This is a genomic window from Bacteroidota bacterium (assembly GCA_020161395.1).
Classification (GTDB): Bacteria; Bacteroidota; Ignavibacteria; order Ignavibacteriales; family Ignavibacteriaceae; genus UTCHB3.
Genome location: JAIUOE010000006.1, coordinates 67,138 through 88,846 on the forward strand (window position 1 = coordinate 67,138; position 21,709 = coordinate 88,846).

Sequence of the window (21,709 nt, forward strand, 5' to 3'; positions counted from 1 at the left end):
CATTTAGCTTATTCTTCTATGGAAGAAGAAATATTACGTTCTGAATATGGTATTACGGAGGTGCATAATTTCAAGGAACTTGTGTCCGCTATTTATGAGACGGAGCAAATAGATGTGGCATTGTGCAATAAAATTGATGAGGATGTTATCCATTTTTCTGAGAGTCGATTTTGTCTTAACTCTTCAATTCAAAGCGACAGGACTCTCGAGAATCTTGATTACGATGAATGCTTAATTCTTTCACAAGTGTATTACAAATTTTGGATTAAGTTTATTGAAGAGTATAAGATTGACATTATATTCCATGAGATTACCGCACTACTTTTTTTGCACTTGTCTGCGATTGTGGCAAGAAAGTGTGGGGCTCGGTACTTGAGTCAGATCCAAATAAGGGGGGAGTCCAGATACAGCTGGATTTTTGTTGATGGTGAAAATGGTGATCCTGTAGAGTTGTCTTTTTTTGATAATCAGTACTCATTGACGCACGATAATATCGAAAGAGTAAGAGAATATCTTCAAAAGCAAAGAGCCGAATTGGGACTATTTTTCCCTGAATTGCGAAATAAGCAAAACTATAAAAATCAGTTTAGAATTTTAGTAAAGAGAACTGTCAAATTAATATTAAGTAGCTTTTCTAGAAAGTTTGAACAAAATAGCGGTTGTGTCAAAAGACCGATAGATCATGTGGAACAATTCCTTTTTGATTCTAACGCCGGGATATGGAATAAGTTCAAGACAGTGGTTGATGATTTTATTGGTATTAACTATGATTATTTCGAAAAATCAAATAACTATTTTTATTATCCCATGCATGTTGAACCGGAAGCAGTGATACTTTACTGGGCTGAAGGATTATATAAAAACCAGGTCAAGTTGATAGAAAATATTGCTGCTCAGCTGCCACCAAATTGTTACCTTTATGTCAAAGTGCACCCTCTCGATAAAAAAAATCGAAACATTCTTGATTATCAACGAATAAAGGCTATTCCGAATTTGAAACTGATTGGCCCGGAGGTTCCCAGCGTTGAATTGATTACACATTCTAGAGGGGTAATTACTATTAATGGAACATCCGGATACGAGGGTATTCTTTTAAACAAACAGGTGTTTACTTTGGGGAATAGTTTCTTCGAAACAAGCGACAGAGTAATCAAGATTCGTCATGTCAGGGACCTAAGACAAGAATTATACAGAAAGTACAATGTTGAGTATCAAGATGATGAACATTTATATAGATTTATTTTTTCGATACTTGATGTTTCGCATGAGGGATTTGTTGCGTTTTTTAGAAATCTGAAAGATGTTTTTCAGATTGATTTATCTTCGAACGCTGCGATGGTAGCTGAAAGTGTAAATCAACTCATCCGGAAATTAGATTAAATATGCTTTTCAATTCTGTTGGTTTTGCGATTTATCTTCCAATAGTTTTTGGTATATATTGGCTATAAGGTAAAAAAATGTCGCGAAACAAAATATTTTTTTATTGTTTGCAAGCTATTATTTCTATGGACTATGGGATTGGAGGTTTTTACTCCTACTGATATTTAACACTTTAATTGGTTTTTTTGTTGGATTGAGTCTGATAAATTAACAGTTGACAGGAGAAGAGGGCATATTTGATATTAGTTGCAATATTACCCTAGGTATATTGGGGGAAGGTAAATAGCCTTTGTTTTTTTACCGGTCTGCGTTGTGTAAAAAAGGAGACACAAAAAGTAAAGGCAGAATATCCATTAAATTAGGAGGTGTAATTCAAGTTTCGAAGCTATTGGTAACCTTTTCCATTGTCATGTTTACTTGGGCGTCTTTTCGATCAGAAGCAGTAAAAAACCCTTTTATTTATACATCGAGAATCTTTATGAATTCATTGTTTACTTCGTCCAATACCATTGGGGGGGACTGAAGTACTCTTGGTTAGGCTTCCAATGATTGCAGTAGACAGGACTCGATTTACAATTGATTTCCAAATTGACAAATAAAAGGTTTAGTCCGGCGCAGTCAGTGGTTCTGGAGTCTATGATTTTTTGGTGTTTATTGAAGATGTACCATCCGACTCAAGACCCATTTTCTCCATTTCGAATTTTGCACTTGTGTCAAAAAGAAAAAAATAAATTGGGTATCTTTTTTGCTACTATGTTTGAGTTAGTAAATAATTGAAATAATGATTTATAGCCAACAATAGGGGTAAAATATGATACCAAAGCCAATATTCTTGATAGCATGAAAGTATATCAATATCGTGATACCATTACTCATCAAGAACTTTTATCAAAATTTGAAGAAATATAATCAGACTCAGCAGATGAAATCAAGATTAAAATCAGTCTATTTCTTTTGTGGATTGAAAACTTGTTAACAAAAACTGTCAAGTATCCTTTATTGATTTTCCGAAAAATCCACTTACAGATGAGTTAATACAAAAATCAAAGCTTAAACACGACCTGAATGGTAGAATATCTAAAATTCAACAGCTGTTTGTGTCACCCAGGGTTTATAGAATTAATATCAACTTCAAGAAGAGATTAGTGTTTGATCTAACATATCGAAATATTTTCGGAGCGTGAGCAATCACAAGCATTCTCCTCGTTACTTAAAATAAATACATTAATAATGGAACTTTTTATGTCAGCAAAGATGGTGCGCGCATTGATATTCCTCTTACATATAAGTCAGTTTAGGACTATGTTTTGACTTATCTGTTCAGTCAATTTCTAGCTTTGTTGAAAGGGAAAAAGGCACTATTAAAGATGACTTCTTCATCTTATCTTCAGGTGCCGGTGAGTTTGGTTGTTGCATTTGTCACATATCGTGTTATCGATCCATATTTTATGGGCATATGGGCCACGATTGCTATGTTTGAAGTTTATGCAAATGTAATGCGACTCGGAATCGTTAACGGAATGAATCGTGAGTTTCCTCATGCTCTTGGGTCAGGCAATCTAAATTTAGCTAAGAAATATGCTCAAACTACTCTTTCCATAAATATTTGGGGCATAGTTATTCTTTGGATAATTTCACCGATTCTTGTTTCTCAATATGAATTATCGACCGATTATCTCATTTGTTTTGGAGTTGGACTCATTAGAGTAAGTCTTTCTCAATATACAACTTATCTTTCAGGAACTTTTAGGACAAGTGATAATTTTAATCATTTAGCAAACATTCAATATTTTAATTTAGCGCTAAATATTATTCTAATACCATGTATTTATTTTTACGGATTTTATGGTTACTTATTTATGCAATTAGTCTTGACTATTGCAAATTCTCTACTTTTACATAGATATAGACCAATAAAAGTAAAACCTAAATTCGATAAAGATGTATTTGTTACTTTATTTAAAACAGGCTTTCCCCTATTTTTGGTTTCTTACATTTTAAGTTTTATTGATACTTTGCCGCGATTATTCATTCTTTATTTTGGGAATGAAACATTACTAGGGTTGTACGCACCTGTAATAATGATTATTTCGACATTGGGGATACTACCTAATTCACTGGGGACATATTTTTATCCTAAACTATCTTTTGAATATGGAAAGAATTCTGATCCTATTCAAATATGGCAGAAAATAAAAAAAATATACTTGATTTCTCTTATTTCAATCATCCCTTTCGTATTTATCGGTTATTTGCTTCTTGACTATGTTATACTTTTTTTTCCAAAATATCAACAATCGCTTCCTTACATGAAAACAGCAATTTTTGTGGGTCCATTTGTGTTGGTTAAGTTAGGAAATTTGATTAATATTATCCTTAAAAAATATTCATTTATGACAACATATGTGTTAATTTATGGAGTTGCTCAAATAATTTCCCTTTGTACATTATTCTACATATTTAGTGATGACATCCTGATGGTGAGTACTCTATCAGCAATCTTTGTAAGTGCATCAATGTTTATCGTTAATTATTATTTGAACAGAAAAGTAGCTTTTTTATCTAAAAACGGAATGTAAGATTTGAACAACAAATTACCCGCAGTTCTCATCATCAACACTTCAGGAGAGCAGAAGAATTTTTATTTTATGTTGGTATTTATTTTAGTATTAAACATTGCAAGTGCTTCCATTTTTGACTCACGATATATTCCATTTGTTATAGGTATTTTTTTACTCACTCAGCATATCGTTCTGAGAAGAGTTTTTTCAGTCAAATTTATTGCTTTGTTGATATTATGGGTATTAATAAATGTGTCGTCTATTTTGTATTTTGACACCAGCTTTTATATTGAACGATTAATAATTAACACAATAAATTTACTTTTTTTGCCCTATTTGTTAATAGTTCAAATGCGTGATAAATTTTGGCCATATTTTGAATCAATCGTATATCTTCTCACATTGATTTCTCTACCTCTGTTTTTCGCAAACATACTTTTTCCGGGTTTTTTTAATAGCTTGGTTTCTATTTTTTCAGTAACAACAACTCCATCATTGTTGGTAAACGAAAATTATTGGTCAGCTTTGATTTATGTTAACTCGACAGCCGAAAGTGGAATCGGAGTCACCAGAAACTGTGGTTTTATGTGGGAGCCGGGAGCATTCGCCATGATCATCGTTTGGGGTATTATTTATAATTGGTATAAAAATGGTCTAAAATTCAATAGAAAGACATTAGTTTACATTATTGCCTTACTAACTACTTTTTCCACTGCTGGTTATTTAGCGATGTTATTTCTTTTTCTTGGATTTAATTTTAGGCGAGCAAATCCTGTGAATTTCCTTTATGCAGTATTGACACTGTTGGTTTTTACTTTTTATCTTTACGAGTTAGAGTTTCTTTCCGGTAAAATTGAGGGGTATTTTTCTACTTTCAGCAGAGGCTCACTTGTGTACAACCAGGATAATCTCATAGTGAAAGGCAACCGATTTCAAGGAATAGAATACTCTGTCTTGCGAACCATAAAATATCCATTCGGGCATGGATTATCTTCCTTGGAAGAGCAGGCAGGAGGTCAGACAGTTTTATATGGAACAAATGGATTGGGAATGCTTCTTGAAATGTGGGGGGTTTTGGGTTTTATTTTCCTGATGTTTCTATTTAAAAACTACTTTAGAGTCATTTCGAACGGAGGGATTAATGCTATCTCAGCGATTTGTTTTTTTCTCGCTCTGGTTATTTTGTTTTTTTCAAATCCAATTGCTCGCAACTTACTATTTTATTTTATTATAATGTCAACAATTGCACTTCCTGAATTTAGGAATCGAAAAAATAGGTTACTTGGAGAACACCATGAAAGATAAAATTTTGCTAATAACAGGTGGGACAGGCTCATTTGGTAATGCTGTCCTGGACCGTTTTTTATCAGAAAATGATTTAAAAGAAATACGTATCTTTAGCAGAGATGAAAAAAAACAAGATGATATGCGTCGAAAATACAATAATAGCAAAATTAAGTTTTTCATTGGAGACGTACGGGATAGAAGCAGCCTCGAAAATGTTATAAGAGATGTAAATTATATTTTTCATGCAGCTGCTCTTAAACAAGTCCCATCTTGTGAGTTTTTCCCGGTTGAAGCTGTGAAAACAAATGTTCTTGGTACAGATAATGTTCTTGAGGTTGCAATTCGTTCCAAAGTTGATAAAGTGGTTGTTTTAAGCACCGATAAGGCAGTATATCCAATTAATGCAATGGGAATGTCCAAAGCGTTAATGGAAAAGGTTATGGTTGCAAGATCGAGAATGCTCGGAGATGGTTCCAAGACTGTTATCTGTGGAACACGTTACGGCAATGTTATGGCATCCAGAGGATCTGTAATACCTTTGATTGTCAAGCAGATCAAAGAAAAGAAGCCCATTACTTTGACTGATCCGAAAATGACGCGCTTTATGATGACATTGGAAGAAGCTGTAGATTTGGTGCTTTATGCTTTCAATCATGGACAGAACGGTGATATTTTTGTCCAAAAATCTCCAGCTTCCACGGTCGATAATCTCACTGATGCTCTTAAAGAACTTTACAAAGTCGATAATCCTGTCAATATTATTGGTACACGTCATGGTGAAAAACTTTTTGAAGTACTTGTGAACAGGGAAGAAATGGTTAAGGCTATTGATCTCGGAGACTATTTTAGAATTCCTGCTGATAATCGCGATTTAAATTACAACTCTTTTTTTACCGAGGGGTTGCCTGATGTTTCTAAGGTTGATGAGTACCACTCTCACAATACCCACAGATTGAATATTGAGGAAATGAAGACCTTGTTATTGAAACTTAAGTTCATAAGGCATGATTTAACCGGTGAGAGTATTCCGGAATATTCAGATTTGATTTCACTTATTTAATTGATAGACAACAAAGTGTTTAAGATTGGTATTACCGGACAGTCTGGTTTTATAGGAACTCATTTAGTAAACAAAATTCGATATGATTCAGGTCACGAATTGGTTGAGTTTCATGATTCATACTTTTCCGACATGGAACAATTAGGTGATTTTGTAGCTTCATGTGACATTATAATTCATTTAGCTGCAATAAATAGACATCCCGATCCGGAATATCTATATTCTATGAATAAGATACTTGCCGGCAAACTTATGGATGTCTGTGATAAAATGAATGCTAAACCACACATAATTTATTCATCTTCTATTCAAGAGAATCTGGATAATGCATATGGTAAAGCAAAATATGAAATCAGAAAAGAGTTCGAAGATTGGTCTACTAACCGCGGGAACTCCTTCACCGCACTCCTTATCCCTAACGTGTATGGACCATTTTGTAAACCATTCTATAACTCGGTGGTCGCAACATTCTGTTATCAGTTAGCAAATCAAGTTGAATGTAAGGTTCTTGATGATGTCGAATTAAATCTAATTTTTGTGAGTGAGTTGGTGAATTTTATTGTAGAACTCATAAAAAATGAGAAAAATGCGCCTCTCGATGAAAAAATAGTTCAGTCGATTTGTGTACCAGGTTCCAGGACTATTTATGTCTCTGAGTTGCTTAATAAAATCAATCAAATTTCATTTGATTATTTAAAATTTGGCAGTTATCCCAAATTTGGTGATAGCTTTACAATCAATCTATTTAACACCTTTTTAACGTATGTAAATATTGATAAGTTTTTTCCATTTATGCTTCGCTCTAATACAGATAGTCGTGGAGCTTTTACAGAACTAATGCGGTTAGAGTCTGGTGGACAGGTATCTTTTTCATCTACCGTCCCGGGTGTTACGCGAGGAGAACATTTCCACACTAGAAAAATAGAACGTTTTATGGTATTGTCCGGAAAGGCAAGAGTTCAACTTCGTAAAATTGGTACCGAATTTGTTCAAAGTTTTGAGGTCGATGGACGGCAACCTGCGTTCATCGATATGCCGGTTTGGTTTACTCATAATATAACGAACATTGGCGAAGACCCGTTATTAACCCTTTTTTGGATAAATGAACCTTTTGATCCGGAGAATTCAGATACTTTCTTCGAAAAGGTCAACAATAAGCAGGAATGATGGCTTCCAAGATTAAGTATGGTTTGGTCGTTGTCATTGATTTCCCATTTCCTGTCGGAATTGCCGCAACTAACAGGATATTGTCGTATTTGAAGTCCATTGTTTCGGCTGGTATTCGCTGTTTGGTCTTAATCTCCCGTCCGACCGAATCGGATGCTAGAATAATGAATACACATACATCCGGCACAATAGAGGGAATCGATTATAAATTTCTAAGTTATTCCACAGTCTTCCCCTTTGGGAAATCAAAAATGCGTAAGGCATTTGTTTACATTTACGGACTTTTGCTCTTAATTCTTGAGTTGAAGGCATCGTCACCCAAATCGGTGATCACATATTCAGGTGATTATTATCTGAGAGAATTGATACTGAGTTTGTCAAAACTGTATAAATTTGATCTCTTTATTGAAGAGACAGAATACCCAAAAGTTCTTAAAAGAGAAGTTTCACCCCAACAGAAGAAAAAATATCTTCGCCAATATTGCCTCGCTCATGGAATGATTGTAATGACTCAGGAATTATTTCGTTATTACAAATCACTTGGAGTGAAGGATATTTTTCTTCTACCTATGACTGTAGATCACAGCCGGTTTAATCAGAAATCAATTCATAAAAAGGGCGATTCAGACTACTTAATTTATATTGGTGGGGATGGAGGCCTTAAAAGGGATGGCGTCCTTGATATTGTAAGAGTATTTCATTTGTCGAAGGTATATTTAAATGGAGTAAAACTTTTTATTGGTGGTGAATTTGAAACTTCAGCGCTGTTATTTCGGCAAATAACTGAATATATTGATGAAAATAGTTTGACGGATTACATTCTATTTTTGGGTGCTCAGCATCCTTCGAATGTTCCTGATCTTTTGATGGGCTCAAAAGGGATTATAATGTTACCACAATCAGATTTCCCCTCCGGGGGCTTTCCTACTAAACTTGGAGAGTTCCTGGCATCCGGTCGCCCTGTGATCTGCACGGCAGTAAGTGAAATCCCCTTATATTTAAATGGTACAAATTCATATTTAGTCAAACCGGGTGATTTTGAGGCTGCTGCTGGGGCCATAGTTGATATTATTTCCAATAATGAGAAAGCCTCACAAATTGGTTTGTGCGGGAGGGAATTAGTGTTTAAAGAGTTTAACCCTGGCGTTTTTGCCGAAGGTTTGATAGATTTTCTTCACTTGGACCAGAACCAGGATTAGTTGCCGGTCAATTATCATAAATGAACTTTTCTTAAGGTAAATGTGGAGTTATGATATGAAAGGCAACAGTCCCTAAATATGAGATTGGAATGATAAGTCGAATTAAGTTTAAAATTAGAGTGTTTTTTAGTAATGCATATGAATTAGGTGCATTATTCAGGAAATATTATGGAGTAAAAATAGGTGTAAACAGTCGATTCACCGGGAGCGATGTCTCGTTTGGCTCAGAACCTTACCTCGTCGAGATAGGAGATAATGTTACTATCACACATGGTGTAAGGTTTCAAACCCACGATGGCGGTGTAGGTGTTCTAAGAAAAGAGCACCCCGGAATGAATGTTTTTGGAAGAATCAAGGTTGGAAATAATGTTTTTATTGGTGAAGAAGTAATGATTATGTATGGTGTTACAATCGGTGATAATGTGGTCATAGGCGCAAAGAGTCTTGTAACTAAAGATATCCCATCCAATTCCGTTGCTGTTGGTATCCCCGCTAAAGTGATTAAATCATTAGAAGAGTATAAAGAATCGTCATTAAAAAGAGCAATCTTTATTACTTCAATGAATGCTGATCAGAGACGACAGGAAATTATTAGACATTTGGGTAATTCGGAAGCCTGATTGATGCGGATACTATATTTTATCGAATGTATGAGCAAGGGAGGAAAGGAAAGGAGACTCTTTGAATTGATTAGAAATTTAAGAGATAAAAAAGAATTTGAGATCTTCCTTCTAACACTCCGACCGGATAGTGATTTCCCTGAATTGCAAAATGTTGTGATTAATCATTCTTTTATCGGAAATGGTCCTTCTAAGAACTGGCTAATGGTGCTTTTTAAATGTTTCAGAGCTATCCTAAGGTTCAAACCTGGTATTGTACATACATGGGGTGACATAAATTCATTAATTGCGGTGTTACTGAAACCATTTTTTGCTTACTCACTTGTCAATAGCCAGATTACAGCGGCACCTGCAGTTGTTAAAAGATCGTTTCTTTTTCACACAATACCCTTTACCTTTTCAGAAGTGATTACGGCTAACAGTAAGGCTGGTTTGTTGGCATATTGTCCACCTAAAAATAAATCCCAAGTGATATATAACGGGTTTGATTTCAATAGAACGGCAAACTTGTTGTCATCAGATAATATAAAGGTAGAACTGGGGATTACTTCTGAATTCGTCGTCGGGATGTTCTCAAATTTTACGCCAGCGAAAGATTATCCTTTGTTTTTTGCGATTGCGCAAAAAATACTTGAAAAGATGGAGAATGTAACCTTTGTATGTGCAGGAAAAGGTGATTTCACAGGTTTATTTGCCGATCTCTCTGAAACTGCAAGATTAAGATTTAGAGTTATGGGTCCATCTGATGAGGTGGAGCAACTTATGTCTATTTGTGATATCGGTTTGCAATTAACGAACACTCACGGTCATGGTGAAGGCATATCAAATTCAATTCTTGAACTTTGTGCGCTAGGGAAATGTGTTATTGCCACAAATTGTGGTGGTTCACCTGAAATAATAGAAAACGGTGTCTCCGGTTTTTTAGTTGGTAATAATGCAGATTCAGTTTCTGACCTCATCGAATCATTACTTCGTGACAGTAGCAAAAGGGTCGAGATAGGTAACAATGCCAGGGAAGTAATTAAATCAAAATTTAGTATTGAGAGAATGATCGACGATTTTAGGAAGATATATGAAGGCTGCGCTGTAAATTGAGCAGAAGTATCTTTTTCTTAGGCGACATAAGTTTAAACAACGGTTATATCAAGCTGGCAGAGTCAGGGATTGATCCATTTTTCGGGGTTAAAACCTATTTACAGGGTTCAGATGTGGTAATTGGGAACCTTGAATGTCTTCTTTGTAGCCCACATGGTGAAAACCATAAAAAGAAGCCTCGGCTTAAAACCGAAGCTTCGGCACTAAAATTATTAAACAAATTACAAATTGACCATGTTGCTTTGGCTAACAACCATATTGCTGATAACCTTGAAGATGGGGTTGAGCGTACGCTGCAATTTCTCTCTGCGAATGGGATTGGGGCTTTTGGTGTCAGAATAAAAGACTTCGATGAGAATTTTGATTGTTACCCGATCACATTTGAGGGAAAGCAGATTGCCATTTTAAATTATGTTACTGAAGACACTCATCCTTCGCTTCCTGATGATTTTCGTTATGAAGTCAGTAAATTTAACCTTGAGGATGTAAACTATAAGATCAAATCGATTAGAAACAAATATGATTTTATCATTGTTTATCTTCATTGGGGGGGTAGGGTAGAAGGGGGGAGGTATCCGGACTGGGGGCAGAATAAAATCGCCCATTCCATCATAGATGCAGGTGCAGATATCATCATTGGGCATCATCCCCATGTGATTCAACCCATGGAAATTTATAAATCAAAACCTGTTTACTACAGTTTGGGCAATTTTTGTTTTGATGATATTGTTTCCGATGGCGAGGTGATCCCGTTAACACCTGATCGTAGAATCGGAATGATGGTTAAACTTGAGTTACTCGAATCAGGACTAACATCATCAGAGGTTTTCATAAGAAATGAAGGACTCATGATAAATCCTATTCCTGAATTTGTGCATCAATTTAGAAAAAGGAACTTTATTTATAAGGCCATAGCCAAGAGCAGAGTGCTCTGGATGGTTTATTTTTTTAAACATTCTTATATAGACCCGATAGCTAATTTTTTTAGACGTGAGGATCTGTCATTTGGAATCAAAATGAAAAGATTCATCAGGTCTCTTTTTAAAAGGATTAGATAATTAAAAAATGGACACAATTATTTTTTTGACCGATTACAAAGGTCATTATGGATCGAAATACGATGCAGTACCCTATAATTCGGGTTTGGATTTAAACTTTTTAAGCTCAGGTTTGCGTCGGATAGGAATCGAACCAAGATTCTTCAGTTTCACTGAGGTTTACCGGCAACCCATTGATTATTGGAAGGATATCCCGGTATTATATACTTCGTCTGAAGATGTTGGATATCATTACAAAAGTTTTATAGAGGATGTTATCTGCTATCTTGAAGCGATCGGAGCTGTGGTTGTTCCATCATATCGATTCCTTCGTGCAAATAACAACAAAGTGTTCATGGAATTACTTCGTAAAGTTGCGGGCTTACCTCTCTCTCTAAAGTCACATGTTTTTGGTTGTATTGAAGAATTAACTTCTACAGAGGAAGATTGGATCTACCCCATCGTGATCAAATTGTCTGAAGGAGCAATGAGTGAGACTGTGGATATCGCCTATTCAAGGCATGAACTCCTTAAAAAAGTTTCATCGATGACAAAGACTTCTTCGGTTAAAGAAGATGCCAGAGAGTTTATCCGTTCGAGGAAGTACCACGGGTACGTCAAACAATCTAAGTTTAGGGAGAAATTTATTCTCCAAGAGTTTGTTCATGGTTTGAAGGCTGACTTCAAAGTTCTTAACTTCGGAGAAAAGTATTTTTGCTTTAAGCGACCCACTCGAAAAAATGACTTCCGTGCCAGTGGAAGCGGTAACCGAAATTACAGCTACGGAGAAGATTCTGGTGTCGCAAATGAACTTCTGGACTATACCAGAGAAGTTGTTGATTTATTAAAGCTTCCTTTTGTTTCGCTTGATATAGTGGATTATGATGGAATTTTTCATTTGTTAGAATTTCAGGCACTTTATTTTGGAACTGTCGGGGTCATCAAATCGACGGGACATTACGAATATAAGGACGGCAGCTGGAAGTATCTTGAAGGCAAAATGACCGTTGAAGATGTTCATATCCATAGCATAGCGAAGTATTTTGGCAAATAGAACTCAGTTACATGTTTTGTTCGTTAGAAGCGGGAATAATGGGGTCGATCCGATCTCCACAAATCAGGGGCTATCGCTTTTTGAAAATGGCTTGAAGGTGACTTACTTTGATATAGTTGGAAAAGGAGTTATCGGTTATCTCAGGAACATCCCAGAGCTCAGAAAGTATATTCGGGAATCAAATTGTGACCTGATACATGCCCACTATTCTTTTAGTGGAATCATTGCTTCATTAACCTGCACCAAAAAAGTTGTTTGTTCGCTGATGGGAAGCGATATTTATTCAAGCAGGTTAGGTAGATGGTTCTTGAAAATATTCAGTCATATTTGCTGGTCAGCAACAATCGTTAAATCAGAAAGATCTGCCGTGGATTTTGGCCTGAAGTCAATCAAAATAATCCCGAATGGGATAAACCTTACCAAGTTCAGGACGATTGAGAAAAGCGAAGCCCGAAAACGATTGGGGTGGACACAAGGGAAAATAATATTGTTTGGAGCTGACCCTCAAAGGTCTGAGAAAAATTATGATCTCTTCGACCGGGCACTCCAAATTACCAACAATGAAAATATTACCATAAAGCACTTGTTTAATGTTAATAATTCAGAAGTCCCGTTTTGGATGTCGGCCGCCGATGTCCTGGTGTTAACCAGCAAGTGGGAAGGAAGTCCTAATGTAATCAAGGAGGCACTCGCGTGTGGATGTCCCATAGTTGCAACTAATGTTGGAGATATATCAGAATTGATTTCAGGTGTGAACGGTTGTTATGTGTCGGATTTTACACCAAGCGATGTGGCTGTGAAACTTGAACTTGCCATTGATTATGCGATTAAAAATGACAGGACTAACGGGAGAGAATTTATAGCATTTTTGGACGAGAACATTGTTGCACGAAAGTTAATTAATGTTTATCACAAGGTATTAAATGTATGATTGTTATTGTTGATTACGGTTTGGGAAATCTTGGCTCAGTAAAGAAGGCCATTAACAGAGTTGGTTATGATTGCTTAGTAGCGAATAACCCGGACGAAATTAAATCAGCTGATAAACTCATTTTACCTGGTGTGGGTAACTTTAAAGTGGGAATTGAGAATCTAAAAAGTAAAAATCTTGTGAAAATATTGGAGGAAGAAGTTCTTGAAAAAAAGAAACCAATTCTTGGGATTTGCCTTGGGATGCAACTTATGACCTCTTCCAGTGAGGAGGGTCACTGCGAAGGGCTCAACTGGGTTGGTGGTTTCACCCAAAGATTTCCCGACAGTGATAACTTAAAAATTCCACACATGGGCTGGAATACTTTAAGGTTTGAGAATCATCATACAATTTATAATGAAATCTCAGAGCAGGATTTTTTCTATTTTGTTCATTCATATTATGTTACAGGTGTCGAACCTAAGTATAAAATCTCTGAAACAGAATATGGACTGGGTTTTGTGTCCTCATTTGCAAAAGAAAACATCATAGGCTGTCAGTTTCATCCCGAAAAGAGTCATGATGCTGGTCTCAAATTATTGCGGAATTTCTGTGCAGCTCAAGATTTTAAGGGGATGAAAAATGTACATACCTAGAATCATACCAATTTTGTTGCTTCGTGGAAAGGGATTGGTCAAAACCCTTAAATTCGGTGATCCTACGTATATAGGTGACCCCATTAACGCCGTAAGAATTTTTAACGACTTAAAAGCGGATGAGTTGGTATTCTTGGATATTTCAGCAACAAAAGAAAATCGACAAATTGATTTAGAGATTGTTAAGGATATTGCTGATGAAGCGTTTATGCCTTTCGCTGTAGGAGGAGGAATATCAGATATTCTAACGGTTGAAAAAATCCTGAACCTGGGGTGCGAAAAGGTAGTGATAAATTCGTCTTTTTATGGTAACACTAATTTGATACCTCAAATTGTATCTAACTTTGGTTCTCAAAGTCTTGTACTTTCAATAGATGTGAAAAAAAATTTCTGGGGTAATTATGAAATTTTCTCGCATTCGGGAAGTAAAAAACAAAAACATGTTCTAAACGATGTGGTTTCTCGAGCGAATGATCTTGGCGTTGGTGAAATAATAATAAATTCAATCGATAATGATGGCCAAATGACCGGATATGATCTAAAATTAATCAAAAGTGTCACCAGCATCGCAAAATGTCCTACTGTTGCATGTGGCGGAGCTGGGTCGATGAAAGACTTTCTTCTTGCCACAGAGGTTGGTGGAGCACATGCCGTCGCAGCCGGCAGCATGTTTGTTTACCACGGTCCAAGAAAAGCAGTTTTAATTAATTACCCTTCAAAAGAGCAAATTAAGGATGTTTTTAAAAATAAGGAAATAAATGTTGGAATTTAAAAGATGTTCTAAAGGTATGTGGGATAGTACAGTGCCGGGTATTGAATTCGATCAGAAGGGGATATCAAATTATGCTAAGATGTTTACGCAACTTTGTGAAACTTACCCCCGAGGTGAAAAAGGGCAAAAAGACTGGGAATCTATTGTTGATAAAATAAAGAAAGACGGGGAAGGGAAACGATACGACTGTATTATAGGCGTAAGTGGAGGAACAGATAGTTCTTATCTCTTGCACATAGCAAAAAACATCTATGGACTACGGCCCCTTGCCGTCAATCTGGACAATGGTTGGAGTTCAGATATTGCAGTTAAAAATATTAAGAAAGTTACCGAATCTCTAAATATTGATTTGGAAACATATGTAATTGATTATGAAGAAATTAAAGATCTTCTTCGAGCATATATGTTTGCGGGTTTACCGTGGATTGATTTACCAACTGATTTAGCTATCAAAAGTATTATGTTTAGGGTATCCCGCAAGGAGGGCATCAAATATATTTTAAGGGGCAACGATTTTAGATCTGAAGGTTTTCAACCTCAAGAATGGACATATGGTGACGGGAAACAGCTACTGCACATTCATAAACTTTTTGGCCGAACAAAGTTATCAACTTTCCCAAACTATACAATCGCTGATGTAATTACTAATGCGTTTATTAGTAAGATTAAGAGTTATTTCCCTTTCTATTATCTTGACTATAGCAAGCAGGAAGCACAGAAGTTTCTAATTGATAATTTTGGGTGGGAGTATTATGGCGGACATCATCATGAGAATCTTTTTACTAAGTTTGCTATTTCTTATTGGCTATATGAGAAGTTTGGGATAGACAAACGGATAATCACCTTGTCTGCCCAAGTAATGAGCGGAGCAATTGGATATAATGAAGCAGTTGAGGCACTGAATAAAAAACCATACAACAGTTCTAAATTAGACGAGGAGCTAAATTTTGTATTGAAGAAATTGGATATTTCGAAAGAGGAATTTTCAAAGTTGATGCTTTCTGAAAATAAATCATATATTGATTATCCGAGCTATTCCCCTCTCCTTGAAAAATTCGCTAAGCCTTCAATGTGGTTTCTTAAGAAGGTCTATCCTTACAAACCAATTAGTTTCTTTCAGATGGAGATGAGAGGGAAATGAGACATTCAGTCAGTTTAGTATTTCGACTTAGGTATTAGGATGTCCCTTCCCGCTAAAATGCTGTTCTTTTTTGTTCATCCTTCAAAGTTCCACGTTTTTAGAGATACAATAACCCAACTTCGCCAAAATGGACACATTGTTGACATTGTAATCACTTCTAAAGATGTACTCGAAGATTTGCTGGTTAGTCAAGGATGGGAGTATACAAACATCTTCCCGGAGGGACGTAAGCTAAAGGGTATTTCTCCGTTAATTAGTTCAGCAATAAACTTCTTCAGAACAATTTATCGACTTCACAAATTCGTTAAGAAGAAGAAATATGATTTATTCATCACAGACGATCTTCTCGTTTATTTATCAAAATGGTTCAAAACTCCATCTTTCGTTTTCACGGATGATGACTTGGCAGTGACAAAACTTTTTTCGATTATTTTGGCAAGGGCGGATTATGTTATCGCGCCAATGATAACTGATTTAGGAAAATTTAATTCGAAAAAAATTGGATTTGAGGGGTACAAAGAACTTGCATACTTATATCCGGGCAGATTCATCCCGGATATTGAAATAATTAAAAAATTTAATGGTGGGGCAGAACGGTATTTCTTAATTAGATTAGTATCATTAAGGGCCTACCATGATGTCGGGATGAAGGGACTTACCGACAAGAATGTAATTCGCTTGATAACATTGTTAGAAAGGTATGGTAAAGTTTATATATCATCGGAAAGGTCTTTGCCCGATAAGTTGGAGAAATACAGACTTAAAATAGAGCCGAGGAATATTTTGCATGTAATTTATTTTGCAGATATTTTTATAGGAGATAGTCAAACAATGACTTCTGAAGCTGCGGTGCTTGGAACGCCTTCAATAAGAATAAATAATTTCGTTGGGAAAATTAGTGTTATGGAGGAAAAACAGTCAAAATATGGTCTCTCATTCAATTTTCGAGTGGAACAGTTTGATGAGATGTTAAATAAATTATCGGAATTATTGGTTCTTGATAATTTAAAAAACGAATTTGATACACGAAAAAAAGTAATGCTCTCAGAAAAAATAGATCTCTCGGGTTTTATGACTTGGTTATTTGATCAATATCCTGAGAGCATCACAGAATTTCGCAAAAATCCTAACATTCAGAATAGATTTAAATGAAGATTATCTCAATAGTTGGTGCCAGACCACAGTTCATTAAATTGGGCCCTCTATCCCATGTGCTCAGAGGAGAATGTGAGCAAAAAATAATACATACCGGTCAGCATTTCGACTCCAATATGTCTGATACCTTTTTTGAGGAGCTCGAATTATCCATACCTGACTACCACCTCACATTAGGAGGAGGGCCACATGGTGCACAAACCGGAACAATGCTTATTGAAATCGAAAAGATTTTACTTCTGGAAAAGCCTGACTTTGTAGTGGTTTTTGGAGATACAAATACAACTCTTGCGGGTGCAGTGGCGGCGAGTAAACTTGGGATAAAACTAATTCATATTGAGGCGGGCTTAAGAAGCTTTAATAGGAGTATGCCTGAAGAAATAAATAGAATTGTTGCAGATCATACTTCTGACTTACTCTTTGCCCCCACAAAATTGGCTATGAAGAATCTGAAAAATGAAAATCTGGCTACAAAGAGTTTTTTGACGGGAGATATTATGACTGACTCTCTCAATTTTGCCTCTTCAAAAGCGATGCAGAATTCGTTGCTTAAAGATATTCTTGACCAATGCGATAAATATTATTTGGCGACTTTTCATAGACCCTACAACGTTGACAATCCGGACAATTTAAGGAAAATAGTTGAAATATTGGGAGATATTAGAACAAATGTAATTTTCCCGGTTCATCCCAGGACAAAAAATGTTTTGGTTTTGAACAAGATAGAGGTTGGTCAGAATGTGTTCTTAATTGAACCTCAGGGTTACTTTGACTTTATTAGCTTGATTAGAGGGGCTTCAAAACTTTTAACTGATTCTGGTGGGATTCAAAAGGAAGCTTATATTCTTGGAGTGCCTTGTTTAACTTTTAGAAGTGAAACCGAGTGGGTTGAGACCATCGAAGTAGGTTGGAATAAATTGGTCGATTATTACTCTAATGATGTTGTCGAAATGATAGAAAAATTCGAAGTACCTAAAGACAGGCCACTAATCTATGGATCGAATGTAGCAATGAAAATGCGAGACATAATAATTGAGGAATTTAGATAAATGTGCGGAATATTTAGTGTCATCGCGAATTCGAATACTTACAGTCCAAAATTTCTAAAAGATGTTCTTGAAACTGTCTCGCAGTTCTCAGAAGTTAGAGGAGTTGACTCCTCCGGCATATGTTATATTGTCGAGCAGAAAAAACAAATTAGTGTTACTAAAGGTCCCGTAAAAATTAGTGATTTGCTAAAAGCAACCGGCGTAGCCTCTGAGATATTGCCGATTAATGATAATGTCTATTTTACTTTTGGGCATACCCGGTTAGTAACAAATGGATCGCAGCTACTGGATGTGAATAATCAACCCGTTATCAAGAATGGGATCGTTGGAGTACATAATGGTATTATCGTTAACGATAATGAGATATGGAATCAGAACCCGGATTTAGAAAGGCAATTTGAAATTGATACAGAAGTACTGATCTCACTCCTTAATAAAAAACTTGATGCCGGGGAACCTATAAGTCATGCTTTGAGAGATGTTGAAAAAGCAGTTGTTGGCACTTTGTCCATTGCCTTGTTATTCGATGACAAAAACGAATTCCTTGTCTATTCAAATTATGGTTCTTTTTATGTACTTACAGATTACAAAACACTGTTCATTCTTGCCTCAGAAAAAAACATTCTAAATCGTCTTAAAAAAAGATTTACAGTTTTAAGCAACGAAGATGTTTTTTCCTTAAAACAAATAACCCCCTTAACTGGTTATTTGATTAATGTTAGGGATTTTCAAGTAAACCATTTTGATCTAAACTCTAATGATTATTTTAGTTTGACTGAATCTAATCAAAAACTGGAAATTGCGATAAAAAATATTCATTCTGAAAAGGATCAGATTGATGCTGTGGTTGATCCTGAAAAGTTCAGAATGAATCCCGTTTTTGAAAAAGAAAGAGATCTGCTCGAGTTTAACTTTGATCGAATTTCAAAATTAAAAAGATGTACAAAATGTATTCTTCCTGAGACATTTCCTTTTATTCACTTTGATGAACAAGGAGTTTGTAATTACTGCAAAAATTACAAAATAAAAAATCAACCAAAACCGATGGAGGAATTGTTCAAACTTGTTGAACCATATCGTAAGAAAGACGGGATCCCAGATGTACTAATTCCCTTTAGTGGTGGACGAGATAGTACTTTGACTCTGCATTTGGTTAAAAAGGAATTGGGATTAAACCCGATTGCATTTACATATGATTGGGGGATGGTTACAGATCTGGCAAGGAGAAATATCGCTCGGGCTTGCGGTCAACTTGGTGTTGAGCACATTATAGTTTCGGCTGACATAAAGTGGAAAAGAAACAATATCCGGAAAAACATACTCGCGTGGATGAAAAAACCACATCTTGGTATGATTCCACTTTTTATGGCGGGAGACAAATATTTCTTCTATTATTGTGATAAAGTTCGTAAACAAAATGATATCCTGCTGAATATATGGGGTATTAACCCTTTGGAAAATACTGACTTTAAGGTTGGGTATGCAGGCTTGGCTCCCGAATTCGACAAAAAAATGATTTATTCTATTTCACTTAAGAATCAGCTTAATCTTTTTAAGTTCGTAGGATCCAATTTTTTATTGAACACAGGATATCTCAATTCCTCTCTGATTGATACATTTGGTTCTTTCGCTTCGCGGTATTTTGCAAGGCGTACAGATTATTTCCACATGTTTGATTACTACAGATGGGATGAAGATCAACTCGAACAGTTGTTACATAATGAATACGGTTGGGAAAAGGCTATTGACACACCGACAACCTGGAGAATCGGAGATGGGACGGCAAGCTTTTACAATTATGTTTACTACACCGTAGGAGGGTTTTCCGAATATGATACTTTTAGAAGTAATCAGGTCCGGGAAGGGATGATTACAAGAGAGCGGGCACTGGAACTTGTTAATATTGAAAACCGTCCCAGATATGAAACCCTTAAGTGGTATCTTGAAATTGTTGGGCTTGATTTCGAGCCTGTGGTAAAAGTTGTCAACTCAATTCCAAAAAATTATTAGTGCTCGATTATGTTAACCAGATTATTCCTGTTATTTATCGTCTGCAGTTGTTTAACCCAAGCACAAAGCAGCTTTTATTATACAAACGATTCATACGCGAAATATATTGAATATTCGATAAATAATGGGTCTTTGAATCTGACGTATCCATTGATAAAACCCTATAGTATGGCAGATATCGAATCAAAGAAGGCATCATTTAATAATGGTTTAAAAATTGGTCAATATCTTGAAAATGAGATATTGTCCTACAATTTTGATCCCGAAAAATCCCCTTCAGGTATAGTCAAAGGCGATATAAAGTTAAACTTTACGCAATCAGTTATTGCCAGGTCTCGCAATTCCTTTAGACTCTCACTTAATTACCCGGCGGATAATTTCGCATTTAAGACATCATTTCAATTTGATCAGAATTTTAAGGAAGATTCCACATATTTTGGAGAACTAGGGGAGTGGTACTATGGTAGATTTGATGAGGCTTATTTGGTGTATCGTGATGTCTTAGGGAAATTCAATGCTTCTTTTGGGAGAGTGAACCGAAATCTCGGATCATACTCGTCAAATAGTCTAATATTATCGGATAACCCTTATTCATTTGACCACCTTTGGCTGCAATACAAAAATGATCTCTTTAGTTTTTCTTTTCTCTCAGCAAAACTCGAAGATAAATATGGGTTTGATGTCCGGACAAAAGACTCATTGAGTTATGGTTGGTACAAAAGGTTCTATTCGCTTCACAGGTTGGATATTAATGTTTTTGAGAATCTTAAAGTTGCATTGACTGAGGCTGTTATCTATGGTGGTAAAAATCAACAATGGCTTTCCTATTACCAAAATCCGTTTATTCCTTTCTACATCTCCAAAAACAATGAAAGAAGCAGTACTGATGAAGGCGAAGCCAATATTTATCTCGCTTTGGATATTTGGTATAAGCCGGTAAAATCAGTGACTCTCTTCACACAGATTTTTATTGATGATATCGACTTCAAATCAGAAAACAGAGAAAAATTCCCGGAGAGAAAAGCAATCTTTGGGAGTTTAACATTAACTGATTTAGTTTTACCTTTATCACAGTTAGGAGTTGCTGCAACCTGGGTTGAGAACTGGACATATAATTCATTCTATACCTGGGCAAACTACAATATCCATGAGAGAAGCATCGGATATCCATTTAATAGTTTTCAAAAGTTCGAACTCTTTTTCGATTATTTTGGTATTCAACCGATGATTATCTCGGGTAAGGTATCCTACTCTGAAAAAGGTGACAACTCCCTAAATAATCCCTTCAGAGCAACATTCGAACCTTTCCCAATGGGAGTTGTTGAGAAAATTATAAATTTGGAAGCAAAAGGGAGTTATTTCTTTAGTAGCGTGTTTATTGGCGACATCCTTCTGAGTTACAGCAAAATACAGAATGAACAGCACATAAAAGGAATGGATGGAAGTCAGTTTTATTTAGTGCTAAATCTGAAATATCAAATGTATTGATAGCTATCTAATCAGTAAACATGGTGATAAAATCCACAAAGAGGTATTCTTTCCTTGAATAAAGTATA

At 35.8% G+C, this 21,709-nt stretch carries 18 protein-coding genes; all 18 read left to right on the forward strand.

Annotated elements, in window-relative coordinates; genetic code table 11:
• The first annotated feature begins 18 nt into the window (after positions 1-18).
• The 18 genes from LCH52_11160 (at position 19) to LCH52_11245 (ending at position 21,641) form a co-directional block, all read left to right on the forward strand.
• Positions 19-1,380, forward strand: coding sequence for a hypothetical protein (locus LCH52_11160; GenBank protein MCA0389038.1), 1,362 nt, complete (start codon positions 19-21; stop codon positions 1,378-1,380).
• 1,307 nt (positions 1,381-2,687) lie between these two features.
• On the forward strand, positions 2,688-3,959 hold the full coding sequence (locus tag LCH52_11165) for a hypothetical protein (protein MCA0389039.1): 1,272 nt from the start codon (positions 2,688-2,690) through the stop codon (positions 3,957-3,959).
• A 3-nt stretch (positions 3,960-3,962) separates the two neighbouring features.
• Positions 3,963-5,246 (forward strand): hypothetical protein, encoded by a 1,284-nt coding sequence (locus tag LCH52_11170; GenBank protein ID MCA0389040.1) that lies wholly within the window; start codon positions 3,963-3,965, stop codon positions 5,244-5,246.
• On the forward strand, positions 5,236-6,288 hold the full coding sequence (locus LCH52_11175) for a polysaccharide biosynthesis protein (GenBank protein MCA0389041.1): 1,053 nt from the start codon (positions 5,236-5,238) through the stop codon (positions 6,286-6,288). The genes LCH52_11170 and LCH52_11175 overlap by 11 nt, the downstream gene beginning before the upstream one ends.
• Positions 6,289-6,303: 15 nt before the next feature.
• Positions 6,304-7,455, forward strand: a complete 1,152-nt coding sequence (locus tag LCH52_11180; GenBank protein MCA0389042.1) for an NAD-dependent epimerase/dehydratase family protein — start codon at positions 6,304-6,306, stop codon at positions 7,453-7,455.
• Between the two features lie 374 nt (positions 7,456-7,829).
• Positions 7,830-8,654 (forward strand): glycosyltransferase, encoded by an 825-nt coding sequence (locus LCH52_11185; GenBank protein ID MCA0389043.1) that lies wholly within the window; start codon positions 7,830-7,832, stop codon positions 8,652-8,654.
• Positions 8,655-8,743: 89 nt separating this feature from the next.
• The gene (locus LCH52_11190; protein MCA0389044.1) at positions 8,744-9,274 is read left to right on the forward strand and encodes an acyltransferase; all 531 of its coding nucleotides are present in this window, start codon (positions 8,744-8,746) and stop codon (positions 9,272-9,274) included.
• A gap of 3 nt (positions 9,275-9,277) precedes the next feature.
• Complete coding sequence (locus tag LCH52_11195) at positions 9,278-10,369, forward strand: glycosyltransferase (GenBank protein MCA0389045.1); 1,092 nt, start codon at positions 9,278-9,280, stop codon at positions 10,367-10,369.
• Positions 10,366-11,427: a CapA family protein gene (locus tag LCH52_11200; protein MCA0389046.1), complete on the forward strand. Its 1,062-nt coding sequence runs from the start codon at positions 10,366-10,368 to the stop codon at positions 11,425-11,427. The genes LCH52_11195 and LCH52_11200 overlap by 4 nt, the downstream gene beginning before the upstream one ends.
• Positions 11,428-11,539: 112 nt before the next feature.
• Positions 11,540-12,460, forward strand: a complete 921-nt coding sequence (locus LCH52_11205) for a hypothetical protein (GenBank protein MCA0389047.1) — start codon at positions 11,540-11,542, stop codon at positions 12,458-12,460.
• On the forward strand, positions 12,450-13,391 hold the full coding sequence (locus tag LCH52_11210; protein ID MCA0389048.1) for a glycosyltransferase: 942 nt from the start codon (positions 12,450-12,452) through the stop codon (positions 13,389-13,391). The genes LCH52_11205 and LCH52_11210 overlap by 11 nt, the downstream gene beginning before the upstream one ends.
• A complete protein-coding gene (gene hisH / locus LCH52_11215; GenBank protein ID MCA0389049.1) occupies positions 13,388-14,026 on the forward strand; it encodes an imidazole glycerol phosphate synthase subunit HisH in 639 nt (212 codons plus the stop codon). The genes LCH52_11210 and hisH overlap by 4 nt, the downstream gene beginning before the upstream one ends.
• On the forward strand, positions 14,013-14,798 hold the full coding sequence (locus tag LCH52_11220; protein ID MCA0389050.1) for an AglZ/HisF2 family acetamidino modification protein: 786 nt from the start codon (positions 14,013-14,015) through the stop codon (positions 14,796-14,798). Before hisH ends, LCH52_11220 begins: the two co-directional genes overlap by 14 nt.
• Positions 14,785-15,939: an N-acetyl sugar amidotransferase gene (locus LCH52_11225; protein MCA0389051.1), complete on the forward strand. Its 1,155-nt coding sequence runs from the start codon at positions 14,785-14,787 to the stop codon at positions 15,937-15,939. The genes LCH52_11220 and LCH52_11225 overlap by 14 nt, the downstream gene beginning before the upstream one ends.
• A 39-nt stretch (positions 15,940-15,978) precedes the next feature.
• On the forward strand, positions 15,979-17,091 hold the full coding sequence (locus LCH52_11230) for a DUF354 domain-containing protein (GenBank protein ID MCA0389052.1): 1,113 nt from the start codon (positions 15,979-15,981) through the stop codon (positions 17,089-17,091).
• Positions 17,088-18,143: a UDP-N-acetylglucosamine 2-epimerase (non-hydrolyzing) gene (gene wecB / locus LCH52_11235; GenBank protein MCA0389053.1), complete on the forward strand. Its 1,056-nt coding sequence runs from the start codon at positions 17,088-17,090 to the stop codon at positions 18,141-18,143. Before LCH52_11230 ends, wecB begins: the two co-directional genes overlap by 4 nt.
• 183 nt (positions 18,144-18,326) lie before the next feature.
• Positions 18,327-20,153: a glucosamine 6-phosphate synthetase gene (locus tag LCH52_11240; protein ID MCA0389054.1), complete on the forward strand. Its 1,827-nt coding sequence runs from the start codon at positions 18,327-18,329 to the stop codon at positions 20,151-20,153.
• A 150-nt stretch (positions 20,154-20,303) separates the two neighbouring features.
• Positions 20,304-21,641: a capsule assembly Wzi family protein gene (locus tag LCH52_11245; GenBank protein ID MCA0389055.1), complete on the forward strand. Its 1,338-nt coding sequence runs from the start codon at positions 20,304-20,306 to the stop codon at positions 21,639-21,641.
• Positions 21,642-21,709: the final 68 nt, after the last annotated feature.

Coding starts and splice junctions, on each gene's coding strand:
- LCH52_11160 (MCA0389038.1), top strand. CDS start 19: ATGGAAGAAGAAATATTACGTTCTGAATATGGTATTACGGAGGTGCAT.
- LCH52_11175 (MCA0389041.1), top strand. CDS start 5,236: ATGAAAGATAAAATTTTGCTAATAACAGGTGGGACAGGCTCATTTGGT.
- LCH52_11190 (MCA0389044.1), top strand. CDS start 8,744: ATGATAAGTCGAATTAAGTTTAAAATTAGAGTGTTTTTTAGTAATGCA.
- LCH52_11195 (MCA0389045.1), top strand. CDS start 9,278: ATGCGGATACTATATTTTATCGAATGTATGAGCAAGGGAGGAAAGGAA.
- hisH (MCA0389049.1), top strand. CDS start 13,388: ATGATTGTTATTGTTGATTACGGTTTGGGAAATCTTGGCTCAGTAAAG.
- LCH52_11220 (MCA0389050.1), top strand. CDS start 14,013: ATGTACATACCTAGAATCATACCAATTTTGTTGCTTCGTGGAAAGGGA.
- LCH52_11225 (MCA0389051.1), top strand. CDS start 14,785: ATGTTGGAATTTAAAAGATGTTCTAAAGGTATGTGGGATAGTACAGTG.
- LCH52_11230 (MCA0389052.1), top strand. CDS start 15,979: ATGTCCCTTCCCGCTAAAATGCTGTTCTTTTTTGTTCATCCTTCAAAG.
- wecB (MCA0389053.1), top strand. CDS start 17,088: ATGAAGATTATCTCAATAGTTGGTGCCAGACCACAGTTCATTAAATTG.